General features: G+C 72.0%; 21 protein-coding genes. 16 read left to right on the plus strand and 5 right to left on the minus strand.

Features of this window, described 5'->3' with window-relative positions; translation table 11 throughout:
- Positions 1-251 precede the first annotated feature (251 nt).
- Positions 252-1,325 (plus strand): hypothetical protein, encoded by a 1,074-nt coding sequence (locus tag ACFYNO_RS37950; protein WP_388022485.1) that lies wholly within the window; start codon positions 252-254, stop codon positions 1,323-1,325.
- A gap of 125 nt (positions 1,326-1,450) precedes the next feature.
- Here the strand turns inward: ACFYNO_RS37950 and ACFYNO_RS37955 are convergent, their stop codons facing one another.
- Complete coding sequence (locus ACFYNO_RS37955; protein WP_388022622.1) at positions 1,451-2,005, minus strand: carboxymuconolactone decarboxylase family protein; 555 nt, start codon at positions 2,003-2,005, stop codon at positions 1,451-1,453.
- Positions 2,006-2,096: 91 nt separating this feature from the next.
- Between ACFYNO_RS37955 and ACFYNO_RS37960 the strand changes: the two genes are divergently transcribed.
- The 11 genes from ACFYNO_RS37960 (at position 2,097) to ACFYNO_RS38010 (ending at position 15,148) form a co-directional block, all read left to right on the plus strand.
- Positions 2,097-2,570: a MarR family winged helix-turn-helix transcriptional regulator gene (locus ACFYNO_RS37960; protein WP_388022487.1), complete on the plus strand. Its 474-nt coding sequence runs from the start codon at positions 2,097-2,099 to the stop codon at positions 2,568-2,570.
- Between the two features lie 572 nt (positions 2,571-3,142).
- A complete protein-coding gene (locus ACFYNO_RS37965) occupies positions 3,143-3,616 on the plus strand; it encodes a hypothetical protein (RefSeq protein WP_388022490.1) in 474 nt (157 codons plus the stop codon).
- Entirely contained in the window at positions 3,609-4,022 is a 414-nt protein-coding gene (locus tag ACFYNO_RS37970) for a hypothetical protein (protein ID WP_388022493.1), read from the plus strand. The genes ACFYNO_RS37965 and ACFYNO_RS37970 overlap by 8 nt, the downstream gene beginning before the upstream one ends.
- 308 nt (positions 4,023-4,330) lie before the next feature.
- Positions 4,331-5,410, plus strand: a complete 1,080-nt coding sequence (locus ACFYNO_RS37975; protein ID WP_388022496.1) for a substrate-binding domain-containing protein — start codon at positions 4,331-4,333, stop codon at positions 5,408-5,410.
- A gap of 152 nt (positions 5,411-5,562) precedes the next feature.
- Positions 5,563-6,153, plus strand: a complete 591-nt coding sequence (locus ACFYNO_RS37980; protein WP_388022499.1) for a hypothetical protein — start codon at positions 5,563-5,565, stop codon at positions 6,151-6,153.
- A gap of 165 nt (positions 6,154-6,318) precedes the next feature.
- Positions 6,319-9,048: a hypothetical protein gene (locus ACFYNO_RS37985; protein ID WP_388022501.1), complete on the plus strand. Its 2,730-nt coding sequence runs from the start codon at positions 6,319-6,321 to the stop codon at positions 9,046-9,048.
- A gap of 98 nt (positions 9,049-9,146) precedes the next feature.
- Positions 9,147-10,154, plus strand: coding sequence for a phosphate ABC transporter permease subunit PstC (gene pstC / locus ACFYNO_RS37990; protein ID WP_388022504.1), 1,008 nt, complete (start codon positions 9,147-9,149; stop codon positions 10,152-10,154).
- Positions 10,155-10,193: 39 nt separating this feature from the next.
- Positions 10,194-11,351: a phosphate ABC transporter permease PstA gene (pstA, locus tag ACFYNO_RS37995; RefSeq protein WP_388022506.1), complete on the plus strand. Its 1,158-nt coding sequence runs from the start codon at positions 10,194-10,196 to the stop codon at positions 11,349-11,351.
- A gap of 122 nt (positions 11,352-11,473) precedes the next feature.
- Positions 11,474-13,372, plus strand: coding sequence for a substrate-binding domain-containing protein (locus ACFYNO_RS38000; RefSeq protein WP_388022509.1), 1,899 nt, complete (start codon positions 11,474-11,476; stop codon positions 13,370-13,372).
- Positions 13,369-14,280, plus strand: a complete 912-nt coding sequence (locus ACFYNO_RS38005; protein ID WP_388022511.1) for a sortase — start codon at positions 13,369-13,371, stop codon at positions 14,278-14,280. Before ACFYNO_RS38000 ends, ACFYNO_RS38005 begins: the two co-directional genes overlap by 4 nt.
- A 46-nt stretch (positions 14,281-14,326) precedes the next feature.
- Complete coding sequence (locus tag ACFYNO_RS38010; protein WP_388022513.1) at positions 14,327-15,148, plus strand: phosphate ABC transporter ATP-binding protein; 822 nt, start codon at positions 14,327-14,329, stop codon at positions 15,146-15,148.
- Between the two features lie 81 nt (positions 15,149-15,229).
- On the opposite strand, the gene ACFYNO_RS38015 is transcribed toward ACFYNO_RS38010, so the two are convergent.
- Positions 15,230-16,051: an HAD family hydrolase gene (locus ACFYNO_RS38015; protein WP_388022515.1), complete on the minus strand. Its 822-nt coding sequence runs from the start codon at positions 16,049-16,051 to the stop codon at positions 15,230-15,232.
- Positions 16,052-16,399: 348 nt separating this feature from the next.
- Between ACFYNO_RS38015 and ACFYNO_RS38020 the strand changes: the two genes are divergently transcribed.
- From ACFYNO_RS38020 to ACFYNO_RS38030, 3 genes are all read left to right on the plus strand, one after another.
- Positions 16,400-16,978 (plus strand): helix-turn-helix domain-containing protein, encoded by a 579-nt coding sequence (locus tag ACFYNO_RS38020; protein WP_388022517.1) that lies wholly within the window; start codon positions 16,400-16,402, stop codon positions 16,976-16,978.
- A 203-nt stretch (positions 16,979-17,181) separates the two neighbouring features.
- Positions 17,182-17,784 carry a hypothetical protein gene (locus tag ACFYNO_RS38025; RefSeq protein ID WP_388022520.1) on the plus strand — a complete coding sequence of 201 codons (603 nt, stop codon included), beginning with the start codon at positions 17,182-17,184 and terminating at the stop codon, positions 17,782-17,784.
- Entirely contained in the window at positions 17,784-18,962 is a 1,179-nt protein-coding gene (locus ACFYNO_RS38030; protein ID WP_388022522.1) for an MAB_1171c family putative transporter, read from the plus strand. The genes ACFYNO_RS38025 and ACFYNO_RS38030 overlap by 1 nt, the downstream gene beginning before the upstream one ends.
- Positions 18,963-19,022: 60 nt before the next feature.
- Here the strand turns inward: ACFYNO_RS38030 and ACFYNO_RS38035 are convergent, their stop codons facing one another.
- Entirely contained in the window at positions 19,023-19,415 is a 393-nt protein-coding gene (locus ACFYNO_RS38035) for a DUF4267 domain-containing protein (RefSeq protein ID WP_388022524.1), read from the minus strand.
- Positions 19,416-19,469: 54 nt separating this feature from the next.
- Positions 19,470-20,147 carry a hemerythrin domain-containing protein gene (locus ACFYNO_RS38040; protein ID WP_388022526.1) on the minus strand — a complete coding sequence of 226 codons (678 nt, stop codon included), beginning with the start codon at positions 20,145-20,147 and terminating at the stop codon, positions 19,470-19,472.
- Positions 20,148-20,229: 82 nt separating this feature from the next.
- Between ACFYNO_RS38040 and ACFYNO_RS38045 the strand changes: the two genes are divergently transcribed.
- A complete protein-coding gene (locus tag ACFYNO_RS38045; protein WP_388022625.1) occupies positions 20,230-23,598 on the plus strand; it encodes a BTAD domain-containing putative transcriptional regulator in 3,369 nt (1,122 codons plus the stop codon).
- Positions 23,599-23,735: 137 nt separating this feature from the next.
- Here the strand turns inward: ACFYNO_RS38045 and ACFYNO_RS38050 are convergent, their stop codons facing one another.
- Positions 23,736-26,408 carry an RICIN domain-containing protein gene (locus ACFYNO_RS38050; RefSeq protein WP_388022529.1) on the minus strand — a complete coding sequence of 891 codons (2,673 nt, stop codon included), beginning with the start codon at positions 26,406-26,408 and terminating at the stop codon, positions 23,736-23,738.
- Between the last annotated feature and the right edge of the window lie 192 nt (positions 26,409-26,600).

Below are 26,600 nucleotides of genomic sequence, written 5' to 3' on the forward strand. Positions count from 1 at the left end.
ACACGGACCCGACCGCCACGAGATCCTGGAATCGAGTCCGTGCTACCTCGATCAAAGCCGGACAGTTGGGGGGAATCCCCTATCGAACACCCTCTGAGGCCGCCGGCGGCGCCGAGCTCTCGGACGAGGGGGCGTACGGGGCAGAACATCTTGACCAATTCACTTGGCAAAGCTGTCAGTTGACCTAGCGGGCTGGCTAGCGTGCTGGGTGCGGGCAACCCACTGGCCCGCCCCACCGGAGGTGACGCACCATGCGCAGCACCCTCGTCCGGATCCTCGCCCTCGCCACCGCCGTCACGGCGCTGGTCCTGCCCGCCGCCGCCCCGGCGGGCGCCGAACCGCCACCGGGCACCGTGCCGCAGGCGCACGACGTGGTCGGCGTGGGCGCGCCGCTCACCGGGACGCTCTTCGACCAGGCCTCCACCGACTACGACGCCTACGTGCTCAACAGCGGCACGGGCTACGGCTCGCCGCTGCTGTACAGCTGGGACAGCTGGGGCCTGACCGGCAGCTACCCGTTCACCGCGAAGAGCGGCGCCTACGCCATCCAGCGCCCCTCCAGCACCGACCAGGGGATCGCCGCGCTGAACAGCAGCACCTCGGCCGAGTTCGACTACGTCCGCGCCGAGCGCTCACTGCTGCCGACCGACCCGGCCACCGACTACTTCGTCAACCTGGCCGAGGATTCCGTCGGTTGGGCGGCCAACAGCAACGGGAACGCCCCGGCGGGCCTGAGTTCGGCGGACCTGGTCGGCATCTACACCTGCTCCATCCTCAGCTGGAACCAGATCACCGACGTCCCCGGCTACAGCGGCCTGAACGTCCCCATCGACCCGATGCTGCCGCAGCCGGGCCTCGAACTGCGGACCACCTTCCTCCGTCTCCTCGGCTTCACCGGCCCGGCCACCCCGGGCGCCTGCGTCAACACCAGTGACCGGGAGGACGAGGGCACCGGCCCGGTCATCGCCGGGAACCCGAACGCGATCGTCCCGTACTCGGTCGCCCACTGGATCGGGCAGGTCTACCGGGGCCGCGGCACCGGGCTCGACAACGCCGGCCGGCTGGTCCTCGGCAGCCTCGACGGCATCAGCCCGGTCGGCGCCGACCACGCGATGAACCCGGCCTACGTGAGGACCCGGTACGGCTACCTCGTCTCCGACGTGGTCCGCGCCGCCGACTGGAACGGCGGCACCCCGGCCCTGCAGAACGTCTTCGGCCCGCACGGATGGTTCTGCGCCAACCCCCTCGGCGAGGCCGACCTGGCCGCCTTCGGCTTCGCGCCGCTGCTGCCAGGTGTGTCCTGCGGCGCCGCCAGGCACAACTGACGGAACGTCATATCGACTGGAGGTGAGGCACCATGCGCAGCGGCCCGGCGCTGCGGGCCGTCCTCTCCCGCACCGGCCGGCTCCGCGGCAATGCCACCGCCAGGGCCGACCCGGCGAGCCACGCCTCACTCGAACGCGGCCACCTGCTCGTCCACCGGCGCCCCCGTCATCCGGTTGGCGAAGGTCGAGATGGTGTACACGCCGATCCCCAGCACCACCTCCAGCGCGTTCCGCGCCGTGTAGCCGTGGCCCAGGAAGGCCTCCATCGCCTCCGGGGCCACGGCGCCGCTGGTCGCCAGCACCTCCAGGGTGAAGAGCCGCAGGCCCTCCAGCCGCTCGTCCGGCAGCGGCGCCTGGGCGCGGAGGGCGGTGATCAGCGCGGCATCGGCGCCCTGGGCGGTCAGGGTGGCGGTGTGCATGGCGACGCAGAGGTGACACTGGTTGCGGGTGGCGATGGTGAGCACCACGACCTCGCGGGCGAGCGCGTCGAGGCTGGAGGCGGTGAAGGCGGCGTTGGCCTTCTGGAAGCCCTCCAGGGTCTGCGGGGAGGTGGCCATCCGGGCGACGGCGGCCGGCAGGTAGCCGAAGTGGCGGGTGACGCCGTTCATCGTCGGGCGGGCCGCCTCGGGGGCGGTCTCCGGGGTGTGGTCGGGGAAGTGGTACGACGCGGCGGTGGGCATGGCGGACATGGTCGGGTCCTTCTCGCTAGGATGGACAACGCGGTTGACCAAAAAGGTAAACCAGGTTGTCGATCCATGCAAGAGGTGACCCATGACCGACCCGAGGGAGAGCCAGGGCTTCGAGCTGCCCCTGCTGCTGTTCGCCGGCTTCCGCTCGATCATCGACGAGCTGCACGCCGAACTCGCCCGTCAGGGTCACCCGGAGGCGCGGCCGGCGCACGGCTTCGCGCTCCAGGCGATCGGACCGGACGGCGCCACCGCGAGCGAGGTCGGCCGCCGGCTCGGCATCTCCAAGCAGGCCGCCGGCAAGACCGTGGACCGGCTGCTCCAGCTCGGCTACGTCGAGCGGGTGGACGACCCCGCCGACGCCCGCCGCAAGCTCGTCCGGCTCTCCCCGTCCGGCCTCGACATGCTGGCCCGGTCCGCCGCGATCTTCGACCGGGTGCGCGGGGAATGGAAGGCCGCGCTCGGCGCCGACCGGGTGCGGGCGATGGAGGAGGACCTGCGGACCATGGTCCCGCAGGCGTTCTTCCGACTGGACGTGGCGGGATGGTTCGGAAGTTGACCAGTATTGAGCAACTTTGATCACTCAGGGTGTGGGGCGCGGCCAGAAATGGGAGCCGAATTCGTGCCGGATTGCCGGAGTGATGCCCTGTCCATTGTCAAGGCCTGATCGGCCGGAACTGTCCGGCGGACCGTCCGCACGCGGCCCGCGCGCGCCTTTCCGGGCCGTTGCGGTGCCTACGAAGCCATTGATCAGCCACGTTGCCGGGCGCTCGGGCGGGCCTGTGCGGCCGGGCCCGACGGCTCGCCGCGGTGAGCCCGAATCATGTTTGTACAACTGGGAGTTGGGAGCAAACCGGCCGCCGGTAGCGGACCGTGACGAGCCTGCGGAGGTGTTGCTCCGGGGGGTGCTGGGCACGCCTGTGCTGAGGCACCGTCAGGTCGCGTCAGCTCAGATTAACGAGGGGGAACTTCCCGGCCAATAGACCCGCTGATGGTCCCATCGGCACTATCAGTATCCACTTCTGCACACATACGGTTGACCCGCTCAAGTGCCGAGCACGAGATCTCTACGCGACACCCACGTGTCCCCGCCGTCGTGCCGGGCCGCGCCGGGGTCGGGGAGTGGGATGGGTGGGCCTGGTGGGTCAGGTGGGTGGGGGCCGGGCTGGGGCGGAGGCGGTCCGCGGCGGCTTCCAGATCGAGCGGGCGGCCAACGGGCGCTATCAGTGGCAGCTGAAGGCGCCGAACGGCCGGATCGTGGCGATCTCCTCGCCGGTCTTCGAGACCGTGCTGGAGGTCGGCCGCGCCTTCGACGCGCTCCGCGACGAGGCCGGTGAGCTGACCGCGCGGATCACGCACGTCCGCGACGGCATCGGCTGGATCTGGGTGGTCCCGGGACCACGGGGACTGCCGGAGGCGCGCAGCAGCCGCGCCTACGAGCGCTACGCCACGTGCCAGAACGCGTTCCGTCGGTTCGTCGCCCTGATGGAGCGCCAGCCGCCCTTGCCGGCGGACGAGTCACTGCTGCCCGAGTTACCCGTGCGGGAGCGCTCCCTGGCAGACCTGGTGGAGCCGGCCGTGCCGCGATCCGCCGACGATGACTGACCGCCCGCCAACGTCCCGAGGCCCCCGGCTGCTCGCCGTGCAGGGCGCCGGGCGGCTGGTCGGCTGGTCGCTCGCGGCCGGCAACGGCCGCCAACTCGCCGTCTCCGCACGGCTCTACCGCAACGAGGCCGAACTCGTCGCAGCCCTGCGCGAGCTGCTGATCGAACGCGGCTCGCTGCGCTATGCCTTCGGCCAGGACCAGTCCCGCGCCTGGAGCTGGGCAGCCTTCCTGCCCCCGCGCAGCACCCGGCCCGACCCGGCCGCCGAGGAGCCGGTGGCACGCAGTGCCAGAGGCTACCTCCGGCGCGACCAGTGCCGCCAGGGTGTTGCCGGCTTTCGTGCCGGACTCAACTCCCTGGAAAGGGAGTTGCGCACGTCAGGACGCGAGGGCCGGTGGCCCTGGTGACCTGGAGGTAGCCGAGTACGACCCGAATCGCCACCGCGAGAAGAACAGCAGGCGGCGCACGCTCCCACGGAACGGATGAACAGGTGTGCGAACCAGTGCTGCGGGCCAGCAGCTAAACCATCAAGTCGACAAAACTCCGAAGTTCACTCGACCCGCGGTCGCGGATCTCGGTCCTTCCGAGTCGGGCGCGGCCCGGACAGGATCGGTCCCGCCGCCAGGGCCGAGCGCAACGCAGGCCCGGGGCAAGCGGGTTCGAGTCCGTTCCCGCAGACGCCATGCAAAACCTCTCCCACCGGAGGAAGAAGCAAATGCGTACCGCTGGCAAGTTGTTCGCCGCTCTGGCGATCGCCGCGTCCCTCACCACCGTCGCCGCCGGTTCGGCCCTCGCCGACCCGCCGTCGGGCGTGACCCCGGCCTCCACCGACATCGTGGGCGTCGGCTCGGACACCACCCAGGCCGTCCTGGACCAGTTCTCGACGGACTACAACACCTTCCTGGGCACCTCCACCGCGCCGCACCTGTACAGCTGGGACGCGACCGGCAGCTCCCCGATCACCACCAAGTCGGGTGCCACCTCCATCGCGCGTCCGAACGGCTCGAGCGCCGGCATCACCGCGCTGAACAACTACACCAACGCGACCGTGAACTTCGCCCGCTCCTCGCGTGGCCCGCAGGCCTCGACCCCCACCGTCCCCGGTGACCCGAGCAGCGACGACTTCGTGGCCTTCGCCAAGGACGGCGTCTCCTGGTCGGCCCTGAGCGGCGGCAACGCCCCGGCGAACCTGACCACCGCCGACCTGCTGGCCATCTACACCTGCTCCAAGACCAACTGGAACCAGATCACCGACATCCCGGGCTACACCGGCCCGAACGCCACCATCGACGCCTACCTGCCGCAGCTCAGCTCCGGCACCCGCTCCTTCTTCCTGAAGGCGATCAACGGCGGCAGCACCGCGGCCACCCCGGGCACCTGCGTCGAGTCCTACCTGCCGGAGGAGAACGAGGGCACCGACTCGGTCTTCGCCTCGGACGCCAACGCCGTCTTCCCGTACTCCGCCGCGCACTACATCGGCCAGGTCTACGGTGGCCACCACACCAGCTCGTCCGACTACCCGGGCAGCCTGACCCTGCGCAACATCAACGGGGTCAACCCGATCAGCACCACCAACACCCTGAACCCGTCGTTCACCCGGACCGCCTACGGCCGCCTGGTCTACAACGTGGTCCGCGACTCCGAGTGGACCGCGAACGGCGGCAGCAACGCCCTGCAGAACATCTTCGGCACCTCCGGCTGGATCTGCACCAACACCACCGCCGCGGCCGACATCACCTCCTACGGCTTCCAGACCCTGCCGGCCGGCGCCTGCGGTGGCGTGAGCCACACCTGAGCCGTCTCCCAGCACCACCCGCACCACCCGCACCATCCGCACCACCCGTAGGACCCGCACCTGAGTAACGCCCGCAGCACCCCGGCGGCCAGGGATCATCCCTGGCCGCCGGGTCGCTCTCAGCCCAAGCCCGTGCACGAAGGAGATCAACCGTGAACCGCACCACCGTCCGCCTGGCCGCCGCCCTCACCGCCGTCGCCGCCCTCTCGCTGACCGCCCTGAGCGACTCCGCGACCGCCGCCACCACCGGCCCCTCCGGCAGCATGGTGATCCAGGAGGACAGCACCTTCCTGCAGAACGCTCTGCAGAACGGCGTCGTCGCCGTGGCCCTGCCCGCCGCCAGCGTCGCCTACAACAGCAGCACCGGCTTCTCCGGCACCTTCCCGGTCACGGGCGGCTCGGGCAGCCTGCCCCAGTACTACGGCAACATCACGGTCGGCGGCAGCCTGCTGCTGGTCGACGTGTTCACGGGCAAGACGGTGGTCTTCAACAACCTGGCCTTCGACGTGGACGACTTCGTCATCACCGGTGTTCCGCTGGGCTCCAGCACCCCGGTCAACATCTTCGACCCGCTGGGCACCGTCGACAACACGGTCAGCAACGGGACCCAGACGCTGACCGCGACCGACCTGCGGATCGACGCGGCCGGCGCCCAGTACGCGGACACCGCTCTGAACACCAAGTTCTTCGTGGCGGGCCAGCACACGGGTTCCTTCGCCTTCACCTACACCCCGGCCAGCTGAGCATCCTGAACTACGGGCGTCGGGGCCCAGTTGGGGTCTCGTACACCTGATCCGACATCAACTGTCATGTGGTCATGGGCGAATGGGCCCACGGGAATCCGTGGGTCCATTCGCATGCCCGTAGTCATCGCGCATCCGCACCGTGCACTGCCGGAGGTATCCCTGATGAAAGTCCGAGACCGGAGCCCGAGAGGCCTGGGGTGGTGGACCCGGGCCTGGCTGGCCGCAGTAGCCGCCTGGTCCGTGCCGGCCGTGCTGGCCGTGCTGCCGCTGGCAGCGGGCACGGTGCCCCAGGCGCACGCAGACACGGACTCCGTCACGGTGCAGGGGCCGTTGATCTTCAATCCGTCGACCAACACCACGGGTCCCACCCATGGTTCCGTCACCGCGTCGCCGGTGTCCAACCTGTCCGACCAGGTGGTGCACGTCTCCTGGAGCGGCTTCACCTCCACCGTTGACTTCAACGGGGTCCAGCAGACCTACACGCAGCCGAACAACCCCAACAACAACTACGCGGTGCGGGTGTACGAGTGCCGGGGTACCGATCCGGCGATCACCGACTGCTACGGCTCCTCGCAGTACAACGGCGACCCGGGCAAGGGTTTCCTGCAGGTGCCGAAGGCCGGTCAGACCACTCCCGACCTGCCGAGCAACGGCCTGATCGCGGTGACCGACGCGAGCGGCAACGGTTCGGCCGACATCGAGGTCTGGACCGCGCAGCAGAGCCCGAGCCTGGGCTGCGACGCGGCGCACCCCTGCTCCATCGTGGTGGAGCCCAACTACGGTGGAGACGCGCTCGGGGTCTACGCGCTGAGCCGGGGCGACAAGAGCGGTGCGCCGTCCTGCAACGACCACGACTACGACAACGACGGCATCTACGACGAGGCGGCCGACTCGGTCCTGCTGTCGCAGAACTACAGCGACTCGAGGAGCGTCTCCGGCGAGGCCTGCGCCTGGACCCAGCGCACCGTGATCCCGCTCACCTTCGCCGCGACCCCGAACAGCTGCCCCTTCGCCGCCAACGACTTCAGCACGGCCGGCGCACCGATGGCCGAGCGCATGATCCAGCAGTGGCGGGCAGGCGCCTGCCTCAGCAACAGCTCCCCGCTGAACGTGGGTTACAGCAGCGACTCCGAGACGTCGGTCCGCAACGAGTTCCTGCAGGGCGGTGGAGCCGACGTGGCCCTGGTCAGCCGCCCGGACACCGGTCAGGCCCCGCGCCCCTACGTCTACACACCGCTCGCCGACACCGGGATCTCGGTCGTCTACTGGGCCGACGACACGAACACCGGCAAGCCGATCGGCGGGCTGAAGCTGAACGCCCGGCTGCTGGCCAAGGAACTGACCCAGTCCTACGCCCAGAACCCGGCCGGCTTCGTGCCGGACTCGGTGAAGGGCAACCCGCAGTGCATCTTCGCCGATCCCGAGTTCCTGAGCCTCAACGATCCCAAGACCATCGCCCCGTCCGTCTGGCCGACCTGCGACGGCAGCACCCCCAACACCCTTCCGATCGTGTGGGGCGGCGGTACCGACCTGTCCTACCAGCTCACCCAGTGGATCGCCGCGGACCCGGAGGCCAGCAGCTTCCTGCACGGCCAGCCGGACCAGTGGGGCATGAAGATCGACCCCTTCTTCCAGCAGCCCACCTTCGCGGGCTACCCGACCGACATCCTGGCGCCCAACGACAGCACCGGCTTCCCGAAGGTCGACCAGAACAGCGGCAAGATCGTCAACCTGCACGAGAAGCAGTACGAGTGGAACCCGGTGACCAGCAGCCTGGACGACGCGATGCGCAAGTTCCAGCTGCTCACGCCGGAGTGCCTCTCCACGCAGGTCACCGCCACCGGGACGCACCCGGGCTGCTCGGCCGAAGCCGTCGGCCAGCGCCAGCTGTTCGCCATCATGGACACCGCCGACGCCAAGGCCTGGAGCCTGCCGGAAGCGGCCCTGCTCAACCCGGCCGGCACCTTCGTCACGCCGTCGCTCAGCAGCATGCAGTCGGCCGTCGACGACATGCCGGTCGACCCGGTCACCGGGACCCAGCAGCTGCCCTACACGGCGCCGACCAACGCGTACAGCAACGACCGGAACGCCTACCCGCTCACCGACGTGCAGTACGCGATGACGCCGACGGCCGGCCTGGGCAGCGCCAAGGCGACCGCCGTCAGCCAGTTCCTCCAGCAGGTCACCACCAGCGGGCAGAACTACGGGCGGTCCCCCGGGGCCCTGCCGCCCGGCTTCCTGGCCCTGACCCAGAGCCAGACCGCCCAGGCGCGGGCGGCGATCGCCCACGTGACCGCCCAGGACAGTGCGCTGCCGGGCAACCAGGTGGCGCCGCCCACCCAGAGCCCGACTCCGACCCCGGAGCCGAGCACGGCACCGAGCACCGCCCCGCAGGCGCCGAACGTGACCGTGGTGGTCACCCAGGCGGCTCCGAACAACGGCACCGGTGACTCCGGAACCACCGGCACCACGAACACCGGCACCAGCTCGAACAGCGGCAGTACCGGCACCGGCACCAACACGGACTCCGGGACCTCGGGCGGCTCCGGCGGTTCGGGAGGCTCCGGCGGCACGGGCGGCGGCACCGACTCCGGCACCTCGCCCGACCTCCCGGCGGCCACGGCCCCGGCCACCGCGCCGCCTTCGGCCGCCCCGGCCGGTACCCCGAAGCCGAACGCCGCGGGCTCGCCGAACCCGTCCAACCCGCCGATGCAGCAGGCCGCGGTGGGCACCCCCACCAGCGACCGGGCCGGCGCCGCCCGGCTGCTGCTGCCGGTGGTGCTGATCGTCGGCGCGGTCCTGCTCGTCGGCGGTCCGGCGGCGCTCCTGGTGAGCGGTACGGCCGGGGGCGCGCGGGTGCTCACCCGGTTCCGCCGCGGCGGAAAGAGCTGAGCAGGAGTCAGCAAACGGTCCGGGCCCCGTTCTCACGGGGCCCGGCCGTCCGCCCCTTCCGCCCTCATCCCTTCGGCGCCTCGGAGAGCTGACCCACCATGACCTCAGTACTTCCCGCACCTCCGCCACCTTCCGCGCCGGCGGACCAGGACCGGCCGCGATCCATCTCCGCCCCCGCCACCCGCGGTGACACGATCTTCCGCGGCGCGCTCCGGGTCGCCGGCTACTCGGTCTTCGCGATCATGGGACTGATCGCCTTCTTCCTGCTGCGGCGCGGCTACGACGCCCTGCGGGCGGCGGGCTGGCACTTCTTCACCGAGCAGCGCTGGAGCCCGCAAGGGCACCTCTTCGGCATCGCCGCGGTGCTGCCGGACGGCATCCTGATCGCGGTCATCGCGCTTCTCATCGCCGTGCCGGTCTCGCTCGCCGCCGCCCTGTTCATCTCCGAGTTCGCGCCGCAGCGGATCCGTCCCGCGCTGGTCTCCATCGTCGACCTGATGGCGGCCGTGCCCAGCATCATCTACGGCCTCTGGGGCTCCCGCTTCCTCCAGGACCGGATGGTCGGCCTGATCAGCTGGACCGCCCGGCACTTCGGCTTCATCCCGTTCCTCAAGGTGCGCACCGGCGACTACGGCACCTCCTACACCTCGTCGACCTTCCTCGCCGGCCTGGTGGTCTCGCTGATGATCATCCCGATCATCACCTCGCTCAGCCGGGAGGTCTTCTCCCAGGCTCCGCAGGGCGAGCGCGAGGGCGCCTACGCGCTCGGCAGCACGCGCTGGGGGATGGTCCGCTCGGTGGTGCTGCCGTTCGGCCGCGGCGGTGTGATCGGCGCCGTGATGCTCGGCTTCGGCCGCGCGATGGGCGAGACCATCGCCGTGGCGCTGATCATCTCGCCCTCCTTCACCTTCACCAGCCACATCTTCGAGGCCGGGGCCAACTCGATCTCCTCGCTGATCGTGCTGCGGTTCAGCGAGTCCGACGGACTCTCGATCTCCGCGCTGATGGCGGCCGGCCTGATGCTCTTCGCCGTGACCCTGGTGGTCAATCTGCTGGCGGGCATCGTGGTCAGCCGGTCCCGCTCCGGCGCCTCGACGGCGGACTGACGCCATGACCGACTCCGTCAACTCCCAAGGGGGCCACCCGTGACCACCGTCGACCTGACCGCGACCTCGGCGCCGCCGGCGACGGACCAGCCGCCGGCCCACGGTCCCGAGGAGCGCAAGCGCCGGCTCGGCGGGGTGACCTGGGCCGAGGTGGTGTCGCTGCTCGGCGCCCTGGTGGGCTCCTTCGGCCTGGACTGGCTGCTCTACGAGCGGGTGCTCCCGTTCAGCGGGGCGCAGGGCTTCCTGCTCTGCTGGTACCTGCTCTTCCTGGCCTTCAGCTACACCATCGGGGTCACCCAGTGGCCCGCGCTGCACGTGCGGGAGCGGCTGGTCACCCTGGTCGCCTGGTCCTCCGGACTGCTCCTGCTGGGCCTGATCATCGGGCAGCTCGTGTTCATCGCCAACCGCGGCAGCGAGGCCATCCAGCACTCCAACTTCTTCACCCAGACGATGTCCGCCACCTCGGCGGTCTCGCCGATCACCTCGGGCGGCGCGCTGCACGCGATCATCGGCTCGCTGGAGCAGATCGGCCTGGCGACGCTGTTCGCGGTGCCGCTGGGCATCGGCGCGGCGGTCTTCCTCTCCGAGATCGGCGGCCGGACCGCGCGCCCGGTGCGCACCCTGGTGGAGGCGATGACGGCGCTGCCGTCCATCGTCGCGGGCCTGTTCATCTTCGGCGTGGTGATCCTGGGACTGGGCCTGGACGCCTGTGGTTTCGCGGCCTCGCTGGCGCTCACCGTGATGATGATGCCGATCGTCACCCGGGCCGCCGAGGTGGTGATCCGGCTGGTGCCGGGCACCCTGCGGGAGGCCTCGTACGCGCTCGGCGGCAGCCAGTGGCGAACGGTGTGGAGCGTCGTGCTGCCGACCGCCCGGCGCGGCCTGTCCACCGCGGTCATCCTGGGCATGGCGCGCGGCATCGGCGAGACCTCGCCGGTGCTGCTGACCGCCGGCTTCACCGCGGGGATGAACGCCAACCCGTTCAGCGGCCACCAGGTCAGCCTGCCGCTCTACATCTGGAACTACGTGCGCCAGCCCTACGGCCTGATGAACGCCAGGGCGTTCGGTGCGGCGCTGACCCTGATGGCCCTGGTGCTGATCCTCTTCATCAGTGCGCGCCTGATCGGCGGGCGCAAGCCCGGCGAGCTGAGCCGTCGCCAGCGCCGTCGCCTCGCGCAGCAGGCGGCCGCCCGATGAACACACCCCTCTCCCCGCCCCACCGTCCTGGAGGAACCGTCATGTCGTGGGCCGAGGCTCACCGCCCGAGGGCCGGCCGGGGCTTGGCCCTGCTGGTCTCATTCGCCGTCACCCTCTTCGCCGTGACCCTCGGTCAGGCGACCACGGCATCCGCCGCCACCTCCACCCTCAACGCCGACGGCTCCAGCTGGGCCGGCCCGGCGATCGAGAAGTGGCGCACCGACGTGGCCAACCAGGGCATCAACATCAACTTCACCCCCAACGGCTCGGCGGCCGGCCGCAACCAGTGGGAGGTCGGCCAGGACGACTTCACCGCCTCGGACGTCCCGTTCCGCAGCACGCCCGACACCGGCGCCTCGTCGTCGGTCCAGACCAGTGGGAACGCCGGTCTGGAGAACCCGGTCTACGGGTTCTCGTACGTGCCGATCACGGCCGGCGGCACCGCCTTCATGTACAACCTGAAGCTGGCCGGCCGGCAGGTGACCGACCTGCGGCTGTCGCCCGACACCCTGGTGGACATCTTCACCGGGAAGATCAACAACTGGAACAACCCCGAGGTCACCCGGGACTACGGCCAGCAGCTGCCGGACCTCCCGATCGTCCCCGTGGTCCGCTCCGACGGCTCCGGCGCCACCGCCCAGTTCACCCGCTGGATGGAGCACACCCACAAGAGCCAGTGGGACGCCTACTGCAGCAGCATCAACAACGTCTCCTGCGGCGACTACACCGAGTTCTACCCGCCGATGTCGACCGACGACCCGACCCACCACATGATCGCGCAGTCCGGGTCCGACCAGGTCGCGCACTACATCGAGCAGTCCTCGGGCCTCGGCTCGATCGGCTACGACGAGTACGCCTTCGCGCTGACCTCGCACTGGCCGGTGGTCAAGGTGCTCAACCCGGCGGGCTACTACACGCTGCCGACCGCCTCCAACGTGGCCGTCGCCCTCACCGCCGCCCAGATCCGCGGCGTGAACGACAGCACCCCGCCGAGCGACCCGAACTACCTGCAGCAGAACCTGGACGGCGTCTACACCAACAGCGACCCGCGGTCCTACCCGGTCTCCAGCTACAGCTATGTGATCGTGCCCCGGGCCAACGTCCCCAACATGTCGCCGCCGCCGAAGTTCACCAACCAGAAGGGCGCCGCGCTCAGCCAGTACCTGGACTACGTGCTCTGCTCCGGCCAGGCCACCGGGGTGGGCGGCATCGACTCGATCGGCTACTCGCCGATCCCCAAGGGCCTGGTCCACGGCGGTCTGCTCCAGGTGGCGCAGATCCCCGGGTACGCGGGCACCGTCAACCCGGACACCCTGGCCGGCTGCAACAACCCGACCTTCGACTCCAGCGGCCAGCTGATCATCCTGCAGAACGCGCCGCAGCCCAACGCCTGTGACAAGGCGGGTACGCCGCTCACCTGCAACCGCAACAACCCGAGCGCGAGCTCCTCCACCACCGGCAGCGGCACCTCCGGCGGCAGCGGCACGGGCGGCTCGGGCAACGGCACCACGGGCGGCAGCGGCACCACCGGCGGCACCGGCACCAGGGGCACCGGCACCGGGGGCAAGAGCTCCGGCACCACGGGCGGCAGCGGCACCTCCGGCGGTTCCGGCACGTCCGGCGGTTCCGGCACCTCGGGCGGTTCCGGCACCTCGGGCGGCAGCGGCACCACCGGCGGCAGTGGCACCACCGGCGGCTCCGGCACGACCGGCGGCACCGGCAACGGCGGCACCAACACCGACGCCAGCGGCTCGGGCGGCGCCGTCGACCCGCAGACCGGCGAGGTCATCCCGAACGGCTCCGGTGACGGCTCGGGCGACGGTTCCGGCTCGGGCGGCGGCACCGGCACCGGCACCACCCAGGTCGCCGCGAACGTCGTCAACGTCGGCGGGCGCCCGGACAACTGGGTGCTGACCGTGCTCACCGCGGTCGAGCTGCTGGCCGTGGTGGCCGTGCCGCCGGTGCTCGGCGGCTGGCTGCGGCGCCGCCGGGCCGGCGCCACCTCCGGGGGGCCGCGGTGACCGTCACCACCGCCGCCTCGGCCGGCGACGAGACGGTGGTGCTGCCCAAGCCCGCCGCCGAGCCGGAGCCGTCGCCGACGCCCGCCCCGCCCTCCAAGGCGCGCCGGATCGCGGTGCAGGCCGCCTGGGTCGCCACCCTGCTCTCCGGGCTGCTGCTCGGTTTCGTGGTCTTCCTGCTGGCGCTCTCCCCGCTGCAGGAGATGCACTACCAGGCGGCCGCCTACCGCACCTTCCAGGACCGGCTCGCCAACGCCGTCGCCCCGACCGGCTCCGCGCCGGACGGGCAGCCGGTGGCGATCATCGACATCCCGAAGATCGGCCTGCGCCACGAGGTCGTGGTGGAGGGCACCACCGGCCGCGACCTGATGCGCGGCCCGGGCCACCGGCGGGACACCGCGCTGCCCGGACAGGACGGGGTGGCGGTGCTCTTCGGGCGCGGCGCCTCATTCGGCGGCCCGTTCGGGCGGATCAACGAGCTGCGGGTCGGCGACAAGATCCAGGTGACCACCGCCCAGGGGCAGTTCAGCTACACCGTGAACGCCTACGGCACCAGCAGCCACCCGATCAGCGACCCGGACCGGGACCGGATGGTACTCACCACCAGCAACTCCGACTGGGTGCCGAACGGCACCGTGCTGGTCGGGGCCCGGCTGGACGGCGACCCGCAGCCCAACCCCCACGGCCGGGCGGCGATCGTCGCGGCCGACCACGCGCTGGCCCAGGACACCGGGGCGCTGGCCGCCCTGCAGCTCTGGGCGGCGGCGCTGCTGGGCACGGTCGCGCTGGCCACCCTGGCGGTGCGCTACTGGGTGCGGCGGGCCGCCTACCTGGCCTTCGCCCCGGCGCTGGCCGCGCTGCTCTGGGCGGTCTACGAGAACGCCGCCGCCCTGCTCCCGAACCTCTACTGACCTCAGCACAAGGACAACTGACATCACGTCAGGAAGGACCGGCCTGATGACCACCATCGTTCCCCAGCAGAGCGCCGCGGCCCAGCCGCCGCGGCTCTCCGGGCTGGAGACCAAGGACATCTCCGCCTGGTTCGGCTCGCACAAGGTGCTGGAACGCGTCTCGCTGACCATGACGGCCGGCGAGGTCACCGCACTGATCGGGCCGTCCGGCTGCGGCAAGTCCACCTACCTGCGCATCCTCAACCGGATGCACGAGATGGTCCGCGGCGCCCAGCTGGCCGGCGAGGTGCTGCTGGACGGGGAGGACATCTACGAGCACGGCCGCCGCCCGGCGGAGGTGCGGCGCCGGATCGGCATGGTCTTCCAGCGGCCCAACCCGTTCCCGGCGATGTCGATCGCGGACAACGTGGCCAGCGGCCTCAAGCTGGCCGGGATCAAGGTGAGCAGGGAGTACCGGGAGCACCTGATCGAGGACAGCCTGCGGCAGGCCGGCCTGTGGAACGAGGTGAGCAGCCGGCTCGGCACCCCGGGCGGCTCGCTCTCCGGCGGCCAGCAGCAACGCCTGTGCATCGCCCGCTCGTTGGCGGTCGAGCCGGACATCCTGCTGATGGACGAGCCCTGTTCGGCGCTGGACCCGACCTCCACCCGCCGGGTGGAGGAGACCATCGCGGAGCTGCGCGGGCGGCTGACCATCGTCATCGTCACCCACAACATGCAGCAGGCGCAGCGCGTTTCGCAGTCCTGCGCGTTCTTCCTGGCGACCCACGACACGCCGGGCCGGATCGTCGAGACGGGCCCGACCGAGCAGCTCTTCAGCAGCCCGGCCGACCAGCGGACCGCCGACTACGTCAACGGCCGCTTCGGGTAAGGACGGCGGTTCGCACGGGACGAGGCCGGCCGGGGCGATCCGCCCCGGCCGGCCTGCGTCCGTCCGTTCAACCACCCCGGATCACAGTGAACCGACGAGCCGTTCGATCACCCGGGCCACGCCGTCGTCCTCGTTGCTGACGGTGTGCTGGGCCACGGCGGCCAGCACCTCGGGGTGGGCGTTGGCGACGGCGTAGGAGGTGCCGGCCCAGGCCAGCATCTCCAGGTCGTTGGGCATGTCGCCGAAGGCCACCACCTCCTCGCGGGCGATGCCGTGCCCGGCGCACCAGCGGGCCAGCGTGCTGGCCTTGGTGACGCCGGCCGCGCTGACCTCTATCAGCGCGATCGGGCTGGACCGGGTGATCTCGGCCAGCGGGCCGACCGCGGCCCGGGCCCGGGCCAGGAAGTCGTCGGGGGCCAGTTCGGGGTGCTTGGCCAGGATCTTGTAGCAGTCGGCGGCCTCGGCTGCCAGCAGTTCCTCGGCCGGGGCGACGGAGTGCGGCTCGTCGTCGCCCCACATGCCCACCTGGTAGCCGGGCTCCCGGGAGAAGCCCGCCGGGTATTCGAAGGCGAAGGCCGTGCCGGGCAGCGCCGCGCGCACCCGGTCGACCACCTGGGCGGCGGCCGGGGCGGTCAGCGGGAAGCTCTCCAGCAGCCGCTCCTGCCGGACGTCCACGATGGCGCCGCCGTTGGAGCAGATCGCGACGCCGTGGCCGCCGATGTGCTCGCTCAGCAGCTGCATCCAGCGCGGCGGCCGGCCGGTCACGAAGACCACCTGCAGCCCGGCCCGCTCGGCGGCGGCCAGCGCGGCGGCGGTGCGCGGGGAGACGGATCCGCCCTGGCAGAGCAGGGTGCCGTCGAGGTCGGTGGCGATGAGGCGGGGGCGCGGGGCAGGCTGCGTCACCCGTCCATCCTCGCAGGTGCCCCCGGGGCGCCGACCCCGGTGTGCACGGGACGGCCCGGGTGTACGGAGGACCGGCCCCGGAAAAGGCGGACGGCGCGCGGTCAACCCCCGTCTGACCGCGCGCCGTCCTGGCGTCCGTCTATTTTGTTGGACGCTCGAAGCTGAACATACGCTGAACCCTCCCCAGGCTGTCAACCGTGTTAGGGATGGGGGCAGAGCGGTCGGAAGTGACGATTCGGGCAGAAACTTCACGATCTCCTCGATTTATTCGTCTACTTCAGTGGATACTGGATCTACAGCCCGACATGACCGGCCCGCAGGACGAGCCGACGAGACGAGGGAGCGGCGATGCAGTCGGCTGAGCAGACCCCGGCCCGCCGCTCGTTGGCGCAGAAGCTGGACCACCTCTTCCAGGTGATCCACCCCACCGACCGCGGCCCGTTCAGCTACCACGAGGTGGCCCAGGCGATCCGCGAGCAGGCCGGGCCGGACGGGCCGACGGTCTCGCACGGCACCCTGCAGCAGATCCGCACCGGGGCCAAGACCAACCCGACGATCAAGACCCTCGAGGCGATCGCCGCCTTCTTCGGCGTCCCGGCGGCCTACTTCCTCGACGACACCGTGGCCGAGCGGGTGGACGCCCGGCTGGACGAGCTGCGGGCGGCGGCCGAGGGCCGGCCGGGGGAGCGCTCCAAGCAGCCGTCCCGGTCCCGCCGGGAGGCGGAGCCGGCGGCCGACCGGTCCCCGGGAGCCGGGGTCGACGACGAACTCGCCGACGTGCTCGCCGACAGCAACATCCGCGCCGTCGCCTTCCGGCTGGCCGGGCTCTCGCCGCGGGCGCTCAAGGGCCTGCGGGCGATCGTCGACCAGGTCCGCGCGGTCGAGGGCCTGCCGGCGGTCGACCGCCGCAAGCGCCGTGCCGGGTGACCCCTGTCACCCCGCCCCACCTGCACAAACATCGCTCCACCCGCCCCACCTGGCCGATCGGCCGACCGATCGGTCGGTGTGAAGAGCGCCGTGCACGGAACACACCGGACCCGCACCCGCGCGGCCGGAGCCACACGTGACCGGTGTGCGACCGAGCGCTTATGCTGCTTGCTCGAACGTTTAGCGGAGAGGGCAGGGCGGCCATGGGGTGGCGCAGGAACCCGCGCGCCGATCTCGTCGCCCTGGTGGCCCGGATCGACGTCCCGCACCCGTTCCGGCTGGACCGGTTCTGCACCTCGATCGCCGAGCAGCGCGGCCGCCCGCTGCACCTGGTGCCGCTGACCGACGCCGCCGGCCAGGACCTGCCGTGCGGACTCTGGATCGGCCTCCCCGACGCCGACCTGGTCTTCTACGAGTCCGGCGCCGCCCCCATCCTCAAGGCCCAGATCGTGCTGCACGAGGTCTCGCACATGCTGCTCGACCACGGCACCGGCACGGCCACCGTGCCCGCCCAGCGCTCGGCGCGCCCCGCCCGGCCCCGGGACCCCCGGCTGGACGCCGTGGCCCGCAGCGCCGCCGAGGCCGCCACGGCCCGGCTGGCCGACCGGGAACTCGGCCTGGACACCGACCGGGTGCTCGCCCTGCTGGCCCGCAACGGCTACACCGACCGCCAGGAGGCCGACGCGGAGTCGCTGGCCACCCTGCTGCTGGAACGGGCCACCCGGGCCGCCTCCGGCAGCGGGCACGCGGCCCGGGTGCTGGCCCGGCTGGACGACGCCTTCGGCCACCCGACCCGGCTGGGCTGATGGTCCCGCTCGCCCTGCGACTGCCCGGGATCGAGTTCTCGCCGGTCAAACTGCTCATCCTGCTGGCGCTCTGGGGCGTCACGCTCTGGCGCCTGCCCACCGCCCTGCGCACCCCCGGCCAGCGCCCGCTCTGGACCGCCTTCGCCGGAGTGGCCGGCCTCGCCACCCTCGGCCTGCCCGGGGTCGGGCCGTGGCTGGACCGGGCCGCCGGCGTGCACAACCTGGTGGTGCTGCTGGAGCACCTGCTCGGCCTGATCGCCTGCTCGGCCGGCCTGACCTTCTGCGGCCAGACCGCCCGGCCCGAGCTGACCGCCCGGCTGCGCAACCGGCACCGGGCCGCCCTGCTGGCCTCCCAACTCGCCCTGGTGCTCTGCTTCGCCGCGCTGCGCCGGCCGGTCGAGGTGACCGACTTCTACCAGGCCTACCCGCACTCCTGGGCGGCCTGCCTCTACGCGCTGATCGTGGTCGGCTACCTCGGCGCCGCGATGGCCGCCGGCACCGTGCTCTTCGGCACCTACGCCCGCCGGGCCGGCGCCCGCGCGCTGCGGACCGGCCTGGCGGTGCTCGCCCTCGGCACCGGCACCGGCTTCGCCTACGCGGTGCTGCGCGGCTGGCAGATCCTGCTGGAGACGGCCGGCCGGCCGATGTTCCTCAGCGGCCGCTCGCTCTACCGGATCGAGTGGACCGCGACCGCCCTGGTGCTGCTCGGCAGCCTGATCCCGGCCCTCGGCGCCGCCTGCCGCGGCCTGCGCGACCGGCGCACCGTCCGCCGGCTGCGCCCGCTCTGGACCGAGCTGACCGCCGCGGTGCCCGAGGTGGTGCTCGGCGAGCGCCTCGGCCGGGGCCCGCGGCTGCGGCTGCACCGGCTGGTCATCGAGATCCGCGACGCGGCCCTGGTCCTGGCCCCCTACGCGGGCCCCGCCGTCCGCGACCACGCCGCCGCGAAGGCCGCCCGCAGCGCCACCGCCCCCGCCCAGCGCGCGGCCCTCACCGAGGCCTACTGGCTCCGCACCGCCCTGGCCCGCCACGCCGACGGCACCCACCCCGCCGACCCCGCGCCGCCCCCGCCCCCCGACACCTGCGTCGACCTCGACTTCGACCGCGAGACCGAGCGCCTGCTCTCCCTCGCCGCCGCCTTCGCCCGCGCCCGCCCGCTGACCGGGGCCTGCGGGAGGTGAGCCGCGCTCGCGTGGGCGTGGTCCTCCCCGGCCAGGTCCGCGGCCTCGTGCGCGGCTCGTTCAGGCGTCGGCCGGGGTGGGGCGTTCGCGCAGGAGGAGCAGGGCGGTCAGCGCGACCGTCGCGGCGGTGAGGCCGTGGACGCCGAACGCGGTGGCGGTCGAGCCGTGGTTGCTCAGGACCGTCAGCATGTCGGTGAGGGGCGAGACGGCCATCGCCAGCGTCGCCCAGCCGAGGGCCTTGCGGTTCCCGGTCAGCAGGAGTGCGAACGTGATCAGGCCGAACGAGATGTCGCGCCCGCCCTTGACGGTGAGGAAGCCCGTGCCTTCGTGCTGGGGCCAGCTCGGCAGGCCGAAGCCGGACGCGGCCCTCTGCGGGGTGAACAGGTAGAGCAGGCCTACGTAGATGATGAACGCGCCGCCGAGGGCGGCGAGGACGGTGGCGAGACGCTTCATGGCTTTCCTGTCTTTCGGGGAGAAGGGATGGTCCGGGCGGAGCCGGTGAGGTGGTCAGCCGCGGACGCGGCGCGTCCTGCGGGCGTACTGGGGCCGGCCGACGGCGTACCAGAGCAGTCGGGCGGGAAGCGGCATGGCGCCGAGGATCTCCGCGCGTTCGGCCGCGTCGGCCTCCTCCAGGACCATGCCGAGGAAGAACAGCAGCTTGGGCTTGGGCGTGTGGGCCAGGAAGTGCTCGCCCATCGCGTTCCACTCCTCCAACCGCAGATGCTTCGCGGCGAGGGGCAGCAGCGACGTCTCCTCGTCGTCGAAGTGCTCGACGAGAACCGCGCGGTGCTCGGCGAGGGTGGCCACGAGCGCGTCGCGCTCCTCCTCCCCGGCCGCCGACTCCCAGGCGGGAACGGCTGTTTCGGCCGCCGCGAGGGTGGCCGCGATGCGCTCGTGCTGGGCCTCCATCCGCAGGACGACGTCGGCTTCGAGGTCCGCCCGGGCCAGCAGGGGCGGCCAGATGTGCTCGTCCTCACCGTGGTGGTGGTTGTGCAGACCGAGCCGGTAGTCGCGGAAGTGGTCGGCCAGCACCCGGGCACGGGCCGTGTCGCCGGGTGCCACGGCGGCGATCAGTTCGAGGAGCAGCCGGGACTCGCGGCGGATTCCGCGGTGGATGACCACCATGCCGTGGGTATCGGGCCGGGACTGCGTGGTTGCCTGCGTGGTTGCCTTCGTGGTGTTCATGCGAGAAGCCTCGCCGAGGGCTCCTGGAGTGCATTTGGAAACGACTTGGAGGGGGACCAGGGCCTCTACGATGTGCCGGGTGATGGTGTCCCTACGGGTGCTCGGGTCCTTCGCGGCCGGGCGGAACGGCGAGCCCGTCCCGCTCGGTGGCCGACGCCAGCGCGCGGTACTGGCCCTGCTGGTGACGGCGCGCGGCGGGGTCGTGTCGGTCGACCGGATGGTCGAGGAGATCTGGCAAGGAGCGCCGCCCGCACAGGCGGTGACGTCGCTGCAGGCGTACGTGTCGAACCTCCGCCGGCTGCTGGAGCCCCGCAGGGCGCCGCGCACTCCGGCGAAACTCCTGGTCAGCGAGCCACCCGGGTACGCGTTGCGGCTGTCCGACGGCGCCGTCGACGCCTGGCGGTTCGAGCGCCTGCTGCGCGAGGCACGCGAAGTCGCGCAACCGCGGCCGGACACCGCCCGGCGCCTGCTCGGCGAGGCGCTGTCGCTGTGGCAGGGCACGGCGTACGCCGAGTTCGCCGACGACTCCTGGGCCCGGGCCGAGATCGCCCGCCTGGACGAACTGCGGCTGGTCGCGCGGGAACTGAGCGTCGCCGCCGGGCTGAGGTCGACGGATGCCGCCGTGACCGTCCCGGAGGCCGAACTGCTCACCCGTGACGAGCCGTTGCGCGAGGAGGGCTGGCGCCTGCACGCGCTGGCACTGTGGGCGGCGGGCCGGCAGGCGGACGCACTGGCGACGCTGCGCCGTGCCCGCGCGCTGCTCGCCGCCGAGGTCGGTCTCGACCCCGGGCCCGCGCTGAACGAACTCGAAGCGGCCATCCTCGGCCAGCACACCGAACTGCTGCGCAACGCGACGGCCGTTCCCCCGCACCGACCCCCGAGCCCGCCGGCGGGCCGACGGCCTTCCCAGCAGCCTGCCACCGATCAACCTCCTCTTGGTGCGGGCCTGTTCGTGGGCCGCGAGGCCGAACTGGCCCGGCTCCTGGAGAGCGCTCGGCGGGCGGCCGCGGCAGGACCGGGCGTCGCGCTGGTCACCGGCGAGGCGGGCCTGGGGAAGTCGGAGCTGTTGGAACGGCTCCGTGAGCGCCTGCTCGCGGACGGCTGGCTGGTCGCGGTCGGCCGGACCACCGACGACGAGGGCGCGCCGCCCGCCTGGCCCTGGGTGGAGGTGCTGCATACGGTCGCGGCCACCGCGCCTCCCCCGCCCGAGTCGGCCGGGATCCTGGCCGCGCTGCTGGCGGAGGCCCCGCCGTCCCTGGACCGCGCGGCCGGCAAGGAGCTCCCCGCCCGTCAGGACGCGGCGGCCGGCCGCTTCCGGTTGCATCGCGCGGTGTGGCGGTGGCTCGCGGAGGTGGCAGGCGAGCGGCCGTTGGCGGTGCTGCTGGACGACCTGCACTGGGCCGACGACGAAACGCTCGCACTGCTGGCGGGCCTGGCCGAACTGCCCCTGGAGACAGCGGTCCTGGTCGTGGCCGCCTACCGTCCGAACGAGATCGAAGGCCCGCTTGCCGACCAACTCGCCGTGCTCGCACGACGGTCGCCGCTGCGGCTGCCGCTGCAGGGGCTGCCCGCGTCGGCCGTCGCGGAAGTGATCCAGGCGGCAGGCGCCGGGCCGGTGGACGCCGACACGGTCGCCGCGCTCACCGAACGCACCGGCGGCAATCCCTTCTACGTCCGGGAGAGTGCCCGACTGCTGGGCAGCGAAGGCGCATTGGTGGCACTGTCCGAGGTGCCCGAAGGGGTGAGGGACGTGCTGCGCCGCAGGCTCGGCCGCCTCCCCGAAGCCGTGGTGGCACTCCTGCGGCTGGCCGCGGTCGTCGGGCGTGAGGTGGACGTCGAGGCGCTGGTCAGCGCTGCGGACACCGACGAGGACGGAGTCCTGGGCGCGTTGGACGCCGGTCTGGTCGCCGGTCTGCTGACCGAGCCGGCACCGGGCCGAGTCCGGTTCACGCATGCGCTGGTGCGCGACACGCTGCTCGCCGACCTCAGCAGCCTGCGGGCCATGCGGATGCACGGGCGGATCGCGGCCGGCCTGGAGCGGCTCGGCTCGAGTGACGTGTCCGCCCTGGCCCACCACTTCGCGCGGGCGGCGGCTTCGGCGACGGCCGCCAAGGCCGTCCACTACTGCCTGCGCGCCGCCGACCTGGCGGCCGGCCGATACGCCCACGACGCGGCGGCCGATCTGCTCGCCACCGCGCTGGACTGCTTCGACCGGATCCCGGCCGATCCGTCGCAGGACCGGGAGGCGGAACGCATCGACCTGCTGGGGAGGCTGCTGCGCGCCCAGCTGCGGGCCGGGGCGGTCATGGCCGCCCGCGAGACCCGGCAGCGGGCGATCGAGTGCGCGGTCGGCACCGGGCGCAGCGAGCTGCTGATCCGGGTGCTCACCGCGTGGTCCGAGCCCACGCCGTGGCAGACCCGGCCGTACGGCGAGGTCGACGAACCCGTCGTCGCGCTGCTCGGCCGGTCGCTGCACCGCCCGGACCTGGCCCCCGCCGCGCGGTGCGGGCTGCTGCTCGCCTACTGCGCCGAGCTGTCCGACGTACAGGACCCGAGGGCGCGGGCCGCGGCCGAGGAAGCCGTGGGGATCGCAACGGCCCTGGGGGACACCGGCCTTCGCGCGAGGGCGCTCGCGGCGCTGCTCCGCGAGTTCGACATCGAGCGCGAGGAACGCGAACAGCGGGAGCGGAGCGAGGAACTCGTCCGGCTCGCCACCGAGCACGACCTGCCGGCCTTCCGCTGGTTCGGCCTGCTCTGCCTGTCGACTGCTGCCGCTGCCGCCGGCGATGTCGCCGGTGCCTACGGCCACATCGACACCTGCATGGAACTGGCCCGGGCCTACCGGATGCCGGGCCCCGTCGTGGTGGGTCAGACGGCGCTGGCGACCCGGGCCCTGATCGAGGGGCGGAGCGAGGACGCCGAGGATCTGTACGCCGAAGCCACCGCCGCGATGGCCAGGCAGGGCTCTCCGCACGCCGACGGCTTCCTGCAGATCGCGCTGGCGACGATCCGGGCCGCTCAGGGAAGGCTCGGCGAGTTCGTCCCGCAGGCCCGGCAGCTGACCGAGGAGTACGGCCCGCCGATGGCGGACCTGCTCGCGGCAGCCCTGTGCGCCGCCGGGCAGCAGGACGAGGCCCGCGCCGTCCTCGCCCGGGTCGTGCCGCTGCGCACGGACTACCTCCTCAAGGTCTTCGCGACGTTCCGAGCGATGGCCGCGGTGGCACTCGGCGAGCAGGAACGGGCCGACGAGCTGTACACGATCCTGCTCCCCTACCGCGACGCGCCGCCGCCCTCCTCGGGCTTCACCCTGGCGATCCGCCCGGTCGCGTACACGCTCGGCGAACTCGCCCGCCTGCTCGGCCGCGAGGCCGAGGCCACCGCCCACTTCGCGCGCGCGACCGCCATCGCCGACCGGTGGAGCACCACGCTGGGGCGCGGCGGCAACGGCTGACCGGGGTCATGGACGTCCGACGACGTAGTGCCGCGGGTATCCCGCGCCGCCGCCGGAGTGGTGCGGACGCTGGGCGGTCCGTCAACCACGGCGGGGCCGCAGGCCCTTGTGCCTGCGGCCCGCTCAGGGGGTCGGGATCAGGAGGGGTCGCCGTACTGGAGACCGCGACCGTTGGTGCCGATGTACACCCGGCCGTAGGTGTCGGGGTCACCGGTGATGACGCCGAGGCTGCCGATGGCGCCCCACTGGTGGGCGTCGTCGTTGATACGGATCCAGGTGGTGCCCTTGTCGGTGGAGCGGAAGACTCCGGTGACGTTGTTGACGGTGCCGATCAGGTAGAGGGCCTGGTAGTCGGTGCCGGGCTTGGCCTTGCCGAAGCCGAGGGCAGAGGCGGACTTCACCGTGGTGAGGGTGGTGAAGGTGCGGCCGCCGTCGGTGGAGTGGAGCAGTCCCCGGTCGCCGCCGGAGATCCAGAGGTCGCCGCTGATGCCGGGGACAGCCACGAGCCGGCCGGAGGGGAGGTTGGCGGTGCGGGTGGTGAAGGTCGCGCCGCCGTCGGTGCTGGCGCTGAGGGTGCCGTTGTTCAGGGAGTAGAAGGTGTTGGCGGTGGAGCGGTCGGCGAGGACGACGGCGTCGGTGCCCAGGCCGTTGACCTTGGTCCAGTGGGCGCCCTTGTCGGTGGAGCGGTAGGGGGCCTGGCCGTCCTCGGCCCAGATGATGGTGGAGCCGTCGGCGGAGAGGGCGACGTGGCCCATGTTGGCGCTGGGGACGGGCTTGGCGGTGAAGCCGTTCCAGTTGAGGCCGCCGTCGGTGGAGTAGGCGCCGTCCTGAGCGCCGCCACGGCCGACGCGGACCATCACCGAGGGGTTGGACTCGGCGTAGTCGATACTGCTGCTGCTGCTCATCAGCGGGTTCGCGATCCGGCCGGACGGCACCTGGTCGAGGGAGTCGGAGGAGCCGTAGCGGAAGCCGCCCTGGTCACCCATGGAGGTGATGAGGGTGGCGCCGCCGGGCGGGGCGATCGCGGCCGCCAGCGAGGTCTCCTCCAGTCCGCGCGCTCCGGAGACCCAGTGGCTGGTGGCGCCGGAGTCGGAGGCGTTGGCGTCGTTGGTGGTCCAGATGGCGTTGCCGGTGCCGTAGAGGGCGTGGCCGGAGTTGAAGGGGTCGATGGCCAGCGCGGTCATCCAGTGCCCGGTGTGGGTACCGACGTAGGGGGCGCCGGAGGCGTCCCGCTGCGAGGTGTCGGCGAGGGCCTTCCAGGTGGAGCCGCCGTCGGTGGTGCGGTAGATCTCGTCCTGGGGCCACCACTTGTCCAGGGTGGTGACCATCACCGTGGAGGGCTTCTGCGGGTCGACGGCCAGACCGGAGAACCCGTAGCTGCCCTGCGGGGGCGTGATGTTCTTCCACCCGCCGCCGGACGGGGTGTACTTCCAGACCGCGCCGGCCGTCGCGTCCATGGGGCCGATGCTGTTGCTGTAGGACAGGTACAGCGACCCGTCAGCGGTGACCACACCGTGCTGCGGCATCTGCCCGGTGGGCTGCCCCGCGACCGCCTGCCAGCTGCTGCCGCCGTCCGTCGAGCGGTACAGGGGCGTGGAGGTGTCGTTGACACCGACGTAGACGGTGTTGCTGCCGGCCGGGCCGTACGTCACGAAGGAGATACCCGCACCACTGCCCGCCCCGTCCTTCACCGGGAACGCTGAGACCTGACGCCACGTCGAACCGTAGTCGGTGCTGCGCCACAGGCCGTTCTTCCGGCTGCCCAGCAGGAGGTTGGCGTGGTTCGCGGGGTCGATGACGAGCCGCTCGCCCGCTCCGCGGCCGGGTTCGTTGCCGCCCAGCTTGAACGGCAGATCGATCCGCTCGAAGGAACGGCCCTGGTCGGTGGAACGCAGGATCGCCCCGTTGCCCGCCCACTCGTTGGTGTAGGTGCCCGCTGCGAGGTAGAGCCGGTTCGGGTCGGCCGCGTCGGTGGCCAGCGAGTCGATACCCAGCAGGTTCCAGTCCTTCTCACCGAGAAAGTCCGTCAGCGGGATCCACTGCTCCGCCCCGGTGTCCCACCGGTAGGCACCACCCATGTCGGTGCGTGCGTACAGCAGGCCCTTCTCCTTCTGGTTGAACACCAAGCCGGTGACATAACCCCCACCCACCACCTGCGCGTTCTTCCACACATACGGTCCGGAGCCGTCTGCGCCGCCGGACCCGGAACCGGACTCGGGCACCGCCGTGCCGGTGCCGGGCACCTTCACCAGCTTCCACTGCTGGTTGGCACCGCCCCAGCCGGACCACTGGATGATCTGCGTGCCCCGGGCCGTGGAGTCGCCCGTGACGTCAAGGACCTGACCGCTCCTGCGGGAGGTGAAGGTGACGGCGTCGGACCCGCTCACGCTGTCCATGCGCCACTGCTGGGAGGGGGCGGACCGGTCCGTCTGCTGCTCGGCGGCAGCCGCCTGGCTGGTCGAGTCGCCCACGATGCCCAGCACCTTGCCGCTGTTGCGGTTCACCAGCTCGTAGTAGCCGTCCCCGGTGGACTTCAGTTTCCACTGCTGGTTGGCGGTGTTCTGGTCGGTCCACTGCTGGATCCGGGTGCCGTCGGCGGTGGAGAAGGCGTCGACGTCCACCACCTGGCCGCTGTGGACCGAGACCAGCCGGTAGTAGGCACCGGCGTCGACCGTCACGGCGGCCTGGGAGTTTTCGTGGACGAACACGAAGTACGACCCGACGGCGAGGGACACACCGACCGCCAGAGCGGTGACGCTCTGGCGACGGCGGTGACGCCCGCGGCGCCCGCCGTTCGTGGGGTTGCTCATGAGTAGACGTTCTCCTTGCGAACTGTGCACGAGGGGACGGGTGGATCCGGCCACCGGGCCGGCCGGATCCACCCCCTTGTGGTCGCAGGGGCCGCAAAAGGTTGCCGCGAGCCGGGAACCTCCTGACGGGACTTTTCTCCCGCTCACGGCAACCCTTCTGCGCACAGCGGCAATTGGCTCACCATGTGTTGC

The organism is Kitasatospora sp. NPDC006697, assembly GCF_042869935.1.
Lineage (GTDB): Bacteria > Actinomycetota > Actinomycetes > Streptomycetales > Streptomycetaceae > Kitasatospora.

What these genes read in the sequence shown, in the direction of transcription:
- ACFYNO_RS38040 (WP_388022526.1), bottom strand. Translation starts at nt 20,147, where the DNA reads ATGAACACCACGAAGGCAACCACGCAGGCAACCACGCAGTCCCGGCCC.
- ACFYNO_RS37950 (WP_388022485.1), top strand. Translation starts at nt 252, where the DNA reads ATGCGCAGCACCCTCGTCCGGATCCTCGCCCTCGCCACCGCCGTCACG.
- pstC (WP_388022504.1), top strand. Translation starts at nt 9,147, where the DNA reads ATGACCTCAGTACTTCCCGCACCTCCGCCACCTTCCGCGCCGGCGGAC.
- ACFYNO_RS37975 (WP_388022496.1), top strand. Translation starts at nt 4,331, where the DNA reads ATGCGTACCGCTGGCAAGTTGTTCGCCGCTCTGGCGATCGCCGCGTCC.
- ACFYNO_RS37985 (WP_388022501.1), top strand. Translation starts at nt 6,319, where the DNA reads ATGAAAGTCCGAGACCGGAGCCCGAGAGGCCTGGGGTGGTGGACCCGG.
- ACFYNO_RS38045 (WP_388022625.1), top strand. Translation starts at nt 20,230, where the DNA reads ATGGTGTCCCTACGGGTGCTCGGGTCCTTCGCGGCCGGGCGGAACGGC.
- ACFYNO_RS38030 (WP_388022522.1), top strand. Translation starts at nt 17,784, where the DNA reads ATGGTCCCGCTCGCCCTGCGACTGCCCGGGATCGAGTTCTCGCCGGTC.
- ACFYNO_RS38035 (WP_388022524.1), bottom strand. Translation starts at nt 19,415, where the DNA reads ATGAAGCGTCTCGCCACCGTCCTCGCCGCCCTCGGCGGCGCGTTCATC.
- ACFYNO_RS37960 (WP_388022487.1), top strand. Translation starts at nt 2,097, where the DNA reads ATGACCGACCCGAGGGAGAGCCAGGGCTTCGAGCTGCCCCTGCTGCTG.
- ACFYNO_RS37970 (WP_388022493.1), top strand. Translation starts at nt 3,609, where the DNA reads ATGACTGACCGCCCGCCAACGTCCCGAGGCCCCCGGCTGCTCGCCGTG.
- ACFYNO_RS37955 (WP_388022622.1), bottom strand. Translation starts at nt 2,005, where the DNA reads ATGCCCACCGCCGCGTCGTACCACTTCCCCGACCACACCCCGGAGACC.
- ACFYNO_RS38050 (WP_388022529.1), bottom strand. Translation starts at nt 26,408, where the DNA reads ATGAGCAACCCCACGAACGGCGGGCGCCGCGGGCGTCACCGCCGTCGC.
- ACFYNO_RS38020 (WP_388022517.1), top strand. Translation starts at nt 16,400, where the DNA reads ATGCAGTCGGCTGAGCAGACCCCGGCCCGCCGCTCGTTGGCGCAGAAG.
- ACFYNO_RS38025 (WP_388022520.1), top strand. Translation starts at nt 17,182, where the DNA reads ATGGGGTGGCGCAGGAACCCGCGCGCCGATCTCGTCGCCCTGGTGGCC.
- ACFYNO_RS38010 (WP_388022513.1), top strand. Translation starts at nt 14,327, where the DNA reads ATGACCACCATCGTTCCCCAGCAGAGCGCCGCGGCCCAGCCGCCGCGG.